This is a genomic window from Novosphingobium indicum (assembly GCF_014645195.1).
GTDB lineage: Bacteria > Pseudomonadota > Alphaproteobacteria > Sphingomonadales > Sphingomonadaceae > Novosphingobium > Novosphingobium indicum.
On sequence record NZ_BMLK01000034.1, the window covers coordinates 24,445 to 33,115 of the forward strand.

6 protein-coding genes and 2 pseudogenes are annotated in these 8,671 nt (G+C 57.7%); 5 read left to right on the forward strand and 3 right to left on the reverse strand.

Going from position 1 to position 8,671, the window contains the following annotated elements:
- Positions 1–177: 177 nt before the first annotated feature.
- A complete protein-coding gene (locus IEX64_RS21790; RefSeq protein ID WP_188823254.1) occupies positions 178–1,464 on the reverse strand; it encodes a cytochrome P450 in 1,287 nt (428 codons plus the stop codon).
- Positions 1,465–1,813: 349 nt separating this feature from the next.
- On the opposite strand from IEX64_RS21790, the gene IEX64_RS21795 reads away from it, so the two are divergent.
- The 3 genes from IEX64_RS21795 (at position 1,814) to IEX64_RS21805 (ending at position 5,104) form a co-directional block, all read left to right on the forward strand.
- Positions 1,814–2,872, forward strand: a complete 1,059-nt coding sequence (locus tag IEX64_RS21795) for an LLM class flavin-dependent oxidoreductase (protein ID WP_188823256.1) — start codon at positions 1,814–1,816, stop codon at positions 2,870–2,872.
- A gap of 262 nt (positions 2,873–3,134) precedes the next feature.
- Positions 3,135–4,286 (forward strand): oxidoreductase family protein, encoded by a 1,152-nt coding sequence (locus tag IEX64_RS21800; RefSeq protein ID WP_188823258.1) that lies wholly within the window; start codon positions 3,135–3,137, stop codon positions 4,284–4,286.
- 2 nt (positions 4,287–4,288) lie between these two features.
- Positions 4,289–5,104: an SDR family NAD(P)-dependent oxidoreductase gene (locus IEX64_RS21805; protein WP_229710638.1), complete on the forward strand. Its 816-nt coding sequence runs from the start codon at positions 4,289–4,291 to the stop codon at positions 5,102–5,104.
- Positions 5,105–5,358: 254 nt separating this feature from the next.
- Here IEX64_RS21805 and IEX64_RS24530 read toward each other — a convergent pair.
- Positions 5,359–5,567: pseudogene (locus IEX64_RS24530) on the reverse strand (IS5/IS1182 family transposase); the annotation flags it as partial.
- A 297-nt stretch (positions 5,568–5,864) separates the two neighbouring features.
- Complete coding sequence (locus IEX64_RS21815) at positions 5,865–6,764, reverse strand: LysR family transcriptional regulator (protein ID WP_188823262.1); 900 nt, start codon at positions 6,762–6,764, stop codon at positions 5,865–5,867.
- A 123-nt stretch (positions 6,765–6,887) separates the two neighbouring features.
- On the opposite strand from IEX64_RS21815, the gene IEX64_RS21820 reads away from it, so the two are divergent.
- Positions 6,888–8,312: an aldehyde dehydrogenase family protein gene (locus IEX64_RS21820; protein WP_188823264.1), complete on the forward strand. Its 1,425-nt coding sequence runs from the start codon at positions 6,888–6,890 to the stop codon at positions 8,310–8,312.
- Between the two features lie 287 nt (positions 8,313–8,599).
- Positions 8,600–8,671: pseudogene (locus IEX64_RS21825) on the forward strand (acyl-CoA dehydrogenase family protein); the annotation flags it as partial.

Sequence of the window (8,671 nt, forward strand, 5' to 3'; positions counted from 1 at the left end):
TTTTTATGTGAGGTGATTCGCGCCACCGGTTTGATACAAACCTTGGCGTGGAAACAGTCATCAGCTGGAATAACGCGCCCATGAAGTCTTGGAACATCGGCATATTCCTATAACTTCTTTCCTCGCTCTGAGCCACTCATCCTCAGACCGCGATAGTGCGACTAGAAGGTCATGAAGTTAGTCCCACAAGACATGGAGGGCATCGGGGCCGCGCATGTTGAGGCCTCGGATCTCCGGCCTGGGATAACCGGGGTCGAACCGCAGGTTGGGCAGCGCGATTATCTCTTCCAGCGCCACTTCCATTTCGGTGAGTGCCATATGCATGCCCATGCACATATGCGGCCCGAAGCCAAAGCTCAACAATGGCCGCATCGGCCGTTTGAGCCACAGGCGATCCGGGTCCTCATAGACCTCGGGATCACGATTTGCAGATGCGATCGAGCATAGGACCGCAGTCCCCTTGGGGACTGTCATTCCACCAATTTCCATGTCCCGGGCGGCGATGCGCGCGACTGCCCCGGCGGTGGGATCGCGCCGCATCGTTTCAGTGACGGCCTTCGGGACCAGACTGCGATCCTGCCGAATTTCCTCAAGCACCTCGGGAGCTTCAAGCAACTGGACCATCATGTTGGCGAAGCTGCGCGTGGTCGTTTCCCCGGCAGCGAGCAGAAGCATGCGTATGAAATTCGCGATCTCCTCGTCGCTGAAGGCTTCGCCGTCATGCTCCGCCTGCATCATGTAGCCCAGGATGTCGTTACGCATTTCGCCGCGTTCACGATATCCGCGGACGATCGGAAGCAACGTCTCATACATGGACTGGCCCGCGACCATGGATTGCGGAATCGTGATCTTTGCGATTTCCGGATCGGTCTGCGGAGCGGCGACAACCTTGATCGCCCAACTCGCGAGATTTCCCAGCAAGTCCCCGTCATGCGGGAAGCCAAAATAAGCGTACATGGCGCGGATCGGGAACGGCAGGGCGAATTCCCGCAGCAGATCGGCTTTCCCCCTCGGCTTGAGCTGGTTCACGAATTCGTGGACCACTACCGGCCTGATGAGCGTATCCATAAGCTTGCGGATCTGGCTTCGCATGAACGGCTTTTGCAACGTTTTACGATATTTGGAGTGTTCTTCGCCATCCATTGCGGTGAGCAGCATGTTGTCAACGGCCGCACCGAAGCCATCGCCGACGATGTAGCTCAACCAGTCGTCCGGGTTCATCAACACCGAATGGATATCGTTATAACGATACAGTGTAACCACGGGCCGGCCAGTCATCATGTAGTCGGCCATGCTGGGAATCTTGTTTTGCTGCAGCAGATCGCCATGCATGACCGGGCATTGCGCGCGTTTTTCCTCAAACATCGGGTAAGGGTTCGCCGGTGCCGACCCCGCATAGCCGTTCGTAACCAAAGAGTAGTCGGCAACCATCTGGTCGAGCATCGCGTCGTATTGACTGGTCATTTCGCGTCCTAATCTGCTCCCATTTTGGGGCGGGCCTCGTCTCGTGTCCGGGAAGTTCTCCAACTTTGCAGGACCATATTACTAAGAGAGGAATTTGGTGAGGGTAAAGCGCAGGGAAATCCAAACGCCACCTATCCGACGATATGCGCACGGGCGTGTGGAATTATCCGCCCCCGCCCGTTGCATGCAGCAGAGGTCTGCAATCTGTATTTGGCACCCGCCCATCAGCGCCTGGAAGAAATATCACTCTTTTTGATGCCCGCACTTACCGAAAGACAGGCGCGCTCCGGCTTCACTTGGCGCGATATCGCCCGCGCCGTTTGCAAAGACATCATGGGATACGAACGCAATGACCAAGCTTACCAATGCCACGGGCGGCGAGCGCCGCTGGTGGGGTGTGTTGCCCGTCCTTCCCGCCCCGGTGTTGGGTGGCATGGCAAAGCAGATGGAGCAGGTTGGCTTCGAAGGTTGCTTCTCGCTCCAGATTTACGGCCCACCTTTCGTGCCGATGGCCGCCGTTGCCGCCATGACCGACACGCTGAAGGTTTCAACCGGCATCGCCGTTGCGGGAACCCGCAGCCCGGTGGAAACCGCCTATGCAGCCATTGAGCTCGACACCATCAGCCAGGGCCGGTTTGTGCTTGGTCTCGGCACTTCGCTGCACAGCGCGCTGGAAGGCATCTATGGCGAGCCGCGCCGCAAATTGCTCACCCATTTGCGCGAGGTCGTGAAGATCGTCCGCTACGTCAACGCGAATGGCCACAAGGAAATGGTACCGCTGCATGGCGAATATTACGACCTTGCATGGACCGAGAAAATGATGACGCCTCCGCCCGTGCGCGAGCACATTCCGATCTGGATTGCCGCGCTCAAGGACAAGCTGACCAGCTTGACCCTGGAAATCGCCGATGGGCTGATGGTTCACGCATTGTGGACGGTGGATTACACAGTCCAGAAGAAGTCCTTCATCGAGGCGGAACTTGCCCGATTTGGGCGCAAGCGCGACGAAGTCGAAATCAACGCCTGGCCCTGGATCGCCATCAATGACGACAAGCAGCAGGCGATTGATGACAGCCGTGCGACCGTAGCCGGTTATGCCGGCTACAAGGAATACGAGAGCTTTTTCGATTCTATCGGCTTTGGCGATCTTGCCCGCGATTGCCAGCTCGCAGCGGGTGAACATGGCGATGTATCCGGGGTGATCGACAAGGTCAGCGACGAGATGGTGCAGGCCTTCGTGAAGTGCGGCCCGGTCGATGATGTACTGGAACAGATTGAACCATTCTGGGGCGTCGTCGATTCGCTGTGCCCGATGACACCCTATCGCAACCTGTCCATGGAACAGCTCACCAGTTATAACGAAGGCCTGTTCCGCATGGTTGCGGAAGCAAAGCGCCGAGGCGGCTGATTGGACTGGGCGGACCGGTTTCGGAATGCGTCCGGCGATCTGGCCCGCCCGGTTGCGGATCGAAGCGGTCCGCGAAGGATTTGCATGGTCGGCCTTACGCGGGCTGGTGTTTGCTCAAGCGCTGACCGTTAGTGCGTTCCCACGATACTGATCGGCTGAGTGCCTGAGATCTGCGGCGATGCGGGTCAATATTTGAGGCGCCATTCAGCCGATGATGGTCTTGCGTCCGATAACACGTTCAGAATTTGCAAGGAGTTTGAAAATGGATCCTCAGGCGCCCGCCCTCTATCACAATCCGGTGATCGACCCCAATTGTGTGCCCCGTCCGTATCCGGCACGCACAGGCCATTTGCCGACGTCGATGAACGATGTCGACGCTGCTTGGCTCAGCAAGATGATGAGCTACAAATATCCGGGCGTCGAGGCCAGAAGCATGGAAACGGTTCAGCTTCTCAACAGCCATACAACGAAGTGGCGGATCAAGGTTGACTGGAACGATGCCGGGCAGGCCGCCGGGCTGCCTGCTCATCTGTGCATGAAGGCAAACTGGTCAGGCTCGTTCGACAATGTGGATATTCATGCGCTGGAAGCGCGGTTCTATCATTTCATGGCCAAGGAAATGAAAGTCCCCACCGCCAATTGCTACTACGCTGATTGGGACGACGACGGCACCGCGCACGGCCTCATCGTGCTTGAGGATCTCGTCCAGCGCGGCGGCAAGTTTGGCCATAGCACCGACGACAATGGCGTCGAAATGATCATGCAGACTCTTGAAGGCTTGGCCACGCTGCATGGCAGTCTGTGGGGCAGCGACAAGATCAGCCCCGCCAACGCTCCATGGTTGCAGACGCAGATGGATACACCATGCGATTCCGATCAGGTGCGGATCATGTGGCAATGGATCGAGGCCAATCTGAAGGATCCAGCCTTCTGCGAGATTGCCCCGCAGCATTATCTCGACGATCCGCGCAAGGTGGAACGTGCCTTCGACCGGCTGGGCGAAATCGACCGCGCCTACGACGCGCCTTACTGCATCGTGCTGGGCGACTGCCATCAGGGCAACACTTATATCCTGCCCAGCGGCGAACGCTTGTGGCTCGACTGGCAGTTGGTCCGGCGTGGCAGGCCGTGGCGCGACCTCACCTATTTCGTGATCGGCGCCCTTACCATCGAAGAGCGTCGCAAACACCACAAGGACATTGTGAAGCAATATCGCGAATATCTTATCGCCACGGGTGCCTTGGGCGTGCCCAGCTTTGAGGAGGCCTGGGAACAAACCCGCCTGTTCACAATGTATGGCCTGCAAGCATGGGTCGCCAATCTCGATGCGTGGGGCCAGAACGGCGTACCCATGAATGAGCGCTTTTTTACGGCTGCGGAGGATTATGGCACGTGGCAGCTTCTCGGAGAATGACTATGGGGCTGGTCAAAGGAAAATTCGCGATCGTGACTGGTGGCGGCGCCAATATCGGTGAGGCCTGCGGCAAAATGCTGGCATCGCACGGTGCATCGGTGGTCATCGCCGACATCAATCTCGACGGTGCGCGGCGCGTCGCCAGCGAAATCGGCGAAGCGGGCGGCACGGCCATCGCGCTCCAGGTTGATCTGGGTAACGAGGCCAGCGTTGCGGCGATGGCAGCCGCCGCCGCCGCAGAGTTCGGCAGAGTCGACATCCTTCACAACAACGCCGCCAATACCGGCGCCGCGCAGATGACCCGCGACGGGGCCCTCACCGAAATGGAGCCAGAGGTCTGGGATGCCGCTTTCGACATCAACACGCGGGGTACCATGCTGGTCACCAAGCATGTCGTCCCGCACATGATCGCCGCCGGCGGTGGTTCGATCATCAATACCAGCTCGGGCGTATCGCTTCTAGGCGATGTCCTAAATCCGGCTTACAGCGCGTCCAAGGCAGCAGTGAACGCACTCACCCGCAACACGGCGGCACAATTCGGGCGCGCCAATATACGCTGCAACGCAATCCTTCCCGGCCTGGTCCTCAGTCCGGTTGCACGCGCGCAAATGACTGCCGAACAACTCGGCATGATCCAGCGTCATGTCCTATTGCCAAGAGAAAGCTCCGCCGACGATATCGCAGGGGCTGTGCTGTGGCTGGCATCTGACCTGTCTAGCTTCGTTACCGGACAGATCATTTCGGCCGATGGCGGCATTTGCCATCACCAGCCGCACTACGCCGACATGATGGACATGTTCGAAGCCGCTCAATCGTAACCGGAAGGCTTCGGGTTTAACCCGGTAAGCCAACGACCAGCCTGCCATATGATCGTGCTCGATCACGTACTCGCAGCCCTGTTATTGCTGTTCGAAGACGGTTCGCCGTTTAACAGCCTGCGGAAAAGGGCACGGCAGACCTATTCCTTGCTCCCGTTTTTACCGCTTCCAGCTGAGGCCTTCCGTCATACTGGGAGGCGGGCCTGCCAGGAGGGGGCACATTTCGCCAGCCCTTGGCGATGTGAGGCGCAGGGCTAGGCCGCTGCGAGCAGTTTTGGCAGCCTGACGAGGGCGTTGGCGGCGTGAAGGACCATCCGACGCGCTGCTGCACGCGTTGGCGGGTTTTGCGGATAGTGCCGCAGGTCTGTGCCCATCCGAACACCTCCTTGATCCGCTTGCGGATTTTCTGGGAGAGGCCGTAGCCGGGATGGCGTGTCGTGTGCCCGTCGATGGCCCACCGCCGGCTGGAGCCTTGGCTCAGACCAACAGGGCTTCAAGGTTCTGTCCCGACGATAGGTCGTCAGGCGGACTTGTGGCTGGATGATCCGATGGCGCCGATTTGTCCGTACTGCGATAAGCGCATCGACGTCTCGCAGGCCATGATACTCGTCGGCATGGGTGGCAATCTCCTACGCCGAAATGCTCACCTCTGATTTTCCAAATGGACGCTGAGGATATAATGCAGATGGCCTTGTGATTCCCGATATCTTGCTGGGAAACATTTCGTTGCCTGGTAATAACAAGCACGGTAGCGGAATTCCTACCGCCGCCCAAGCAGCTTGTTCGCCCCCCCGCCTTCAAGCAACTCCCGCAGCCACGAACCAAAAGCCGTCACTTTGGCGAGTTGCTGCGTGTCCTTGTGTGTTACGAGCCAGAGACTCCGGGTCAGTTCCACTTCGGACAGCACTCGCCTCAGTTTCGATGATGAGTCCCCAATGAAACACGGCAAAATGCCAATCCCTCCACCACTCGCAAGCATTGCGAACTGGGCATTGATACTTGTCGATCGAAGTGCCACCCGACACTCAGGGTGAATTTCCTCAGCGTAACGCAACTCAGGCGCTGTCAAAAGGTCAGGAATATACCCGACAAGATGGTGAGTGCTTAGTTCTGTTACAGAACGCGGTGTAGCAAAACGTGCAAGATAACTTCGCCCGGCATACAGCCCGAGCTTGTAGGGTGCCAGCTTTGTAGCCACCAGTGGACCAGCCTGGGGACGAGATAGGAACACCGCAACATCCGCTTCCCGGCGAGAAAGATTTAGATAGTTGCTGCTTGCGACAAGATCGACAGTCACGTTGGGGTAACGCGCTGAAAATTCTTGCAACCGCGACGCAAGAAACCATGTTCCGAAGCCTTCGGAGACGCTTATCCGCAATGTTCCCGCCGGGCCCTCCCGGCTTCTGGCCGGTACTGCAATATGTCCGGCTGCGATGGACATTGCCTCGACATGCGCGAACAGGGCTTCGCCGGCTTCCGTGAGGATTTGCCCTTCTCTTGTCTGCTCAAACAAGGTTTGGCCTAAACGTGCCTCCAGTCGGCGTAACCGCCGGCCAATCGTTGTCGCATCGACACCCATGTATCGTGCAGCCCGGCCGATCTGGCCTTGGTGCGCGATAGCCAGAAATGTCTGGTAGTCGTTCCAGTCAGGTGTCTGCATAATTGCAGGCAATGGTGGCAAAAATACTGTTTGCCTGCAAGCTCGCAAGCTATTTATCAGGCCGTTTAATCGAGCGATTAATTGACAACCAATCGCACTCATCCGGGTTAGAGGATATCATGTATGGCCACCGCTGAACTCGTAGCAGAAACCCCCGTTACCGCTGAAGTCGCGGAACTGGTTGCCCGCTCGCGCGCGGCGCAGCAGCAGATCGAGAACGCGACCCAGGAGCAGGTCGATACCTGGATCAAGGGCATGGTCTATGCCGTCTGCAAGCCGGGCATGGACGAAGAGATCGCGCGTGAGACCGTCGAGGAAACGCAGCTTGGCAACTATGAGGGCAAGTTCAAGAAGATCTCGGTCAAGACCCGTGCTACGCTGATGGACATCATCCACGACAAGTCGGTGGGCGTGATCGAAGAAGACCGCGAGCGCAACCTCGTGAAGATTGCCAAGCCGGTGGGCGTGATCGGTGCCCTGTCGCCTTCGACCAACCCCGAGGCGACCCCGGTCATCAAGGCGATCAGCGCCGTTAAGGGCCGCAACTCGATCATTATCTGCCCGCACCCGCGCGCCAAGTTCATCAACGCCAAGATCTGCAACCTGATGCGCGACGCGCTGGTCAAGATGGGTGCCCCCGCCGACCTCGTGATCCCGATCGAGCAGCCCTCGGTCGAGAAGACCAACGAAGTCATGAAGCAGTGCGATCGCATCCTCGCCACCGGCGGCACGCCGATGGTGAAGGCTGCCTACTCGTCGGGCACCCCGGCGCTTGGCGTGGGCGTCGGCAATGCCGTCATTACTGTTGACGACACGGCCGACCTCGATGACGCGGCAGCCAAGATCCTGTTGTCCAAGACGCTCGACTATGCGGCTTCGTGCTCTTCCGACAACGCCGTGATCCTGCTCGACGCGATCTACGACAAGATGCTGGCCAAGCTGCAGGAAAAGGGCGGCTACATCATTGAGGGCGAGGACAAGACCAAGCTGCAGAACGCCATCTGGGAAGACGGCGAGCACATCAATGCCAAGGTTGTTGCCCAGTCGCCGCAGTTCATTGCCGACTACGCCGGCTTCACGATCCCCGAAGGTACGAATTTCTTCATCGTTCCCGAAACCGGGCACGGCAAGGAACACCCGTTCTCAGGCGAGAAGATGACCGTCACCATGGCGCTCTACCGTGCCAAGGACCTCGACGAGGCGATCGAGCTGACCAATGCGATCCAGGCCTACCAGGGCCAGGGCCACTCCTGCGGTATCTATTCGCAGTCCGACGAGAACATCATGAAGCTGGCCATGCACACCAAAACCAGCCGCGTGATGGTCAACCAGCCGCAGTCGGCCTCGAACTCGGGCAACCTGTGGAACGGCATGCGCCAGACCTTCTCGCTGGGCTGTGGTTCGTGGGGCGGCAACGCCACCAACAACAACGTTACCTGGCGCGATCTCATCAACGAGACCTGGGTCTCCAAGCCGCTGCCCGAACACAAGAAGATTCCCTCGGACGAGGAACTGTTCGGCAAGGACATCATCGAACTGGTCGGCTGATTTTTGCAACCCACCTAGCGAGACCAGCTTTCTCTCCCGCTGGTCTCGCATTTTTAAATAAATGATTAATTATGACGCACAACATATGAAATTAAAAAACTTTTTATTGTATGTAAATTTCCAATACTTTTAATAAAGTAGATATAATTTTAATGATTATATCGTGATTTAATTTTCGTGATACATACATATTCCATATTTAATTGAACTTTTAGACGAAAATTCAACAACGAGGCTGAGATGACCGAACAGTTCGGGCTGACCGAGGACCAGATCGCGATCCAGGAGACCGCGCGCTGCAGATGTTCGGCGGCTACGGCTACTTGCGCGACTATCCGATCGAGCGTTTCTGGCGCGAC

Bases quoted from the DNA above. Each gene is read 5' to 3' on its own strand.
- IEX64_RS21790 (WP_188823254.1), bottom strand. From the start codon at position 1,464: ATGACCAGTCAATACGACGCGATGCTCGACCAGATGGTTGCCGACTAC.
- IEX64_RS21795 (WP_188823256.1), top strand. From the start codon at position 1,814: ATGACCAAGCTTACCAATGCCACGGGCGGCGAGCGCCGCTGGTGGGGT.
- IEX64_RS21800 (WP_188823258.1), top strand. From the start codon at position 3,135: ATGGATCCTCAGGCGCCCGCCCTCTATCACAATCCGGTGATCGACCCC.
- IEX64_RS21805 (WP_229710638.1), top strand. From the start codon at position 4,289: ATGGGGCTGGTCAAAGGAAAATTCGCGATCGTGACTGGTGGCGGCGCC.
- IEX64_RS21815 (WP_188823262.1), bottom strand. From the start codon at position 6,764: ATGCAGACACCTGACTGGAACGACTACCAGACATTTCTGGCTATCGCG.
- IEX64_RS21820 (WP_188823264.1), top strand. From the start codon at position 6,888: ATGGCCACCGCTGAACTCGTAGCAGAAACCCCCGTTACCGCTGAAGTC.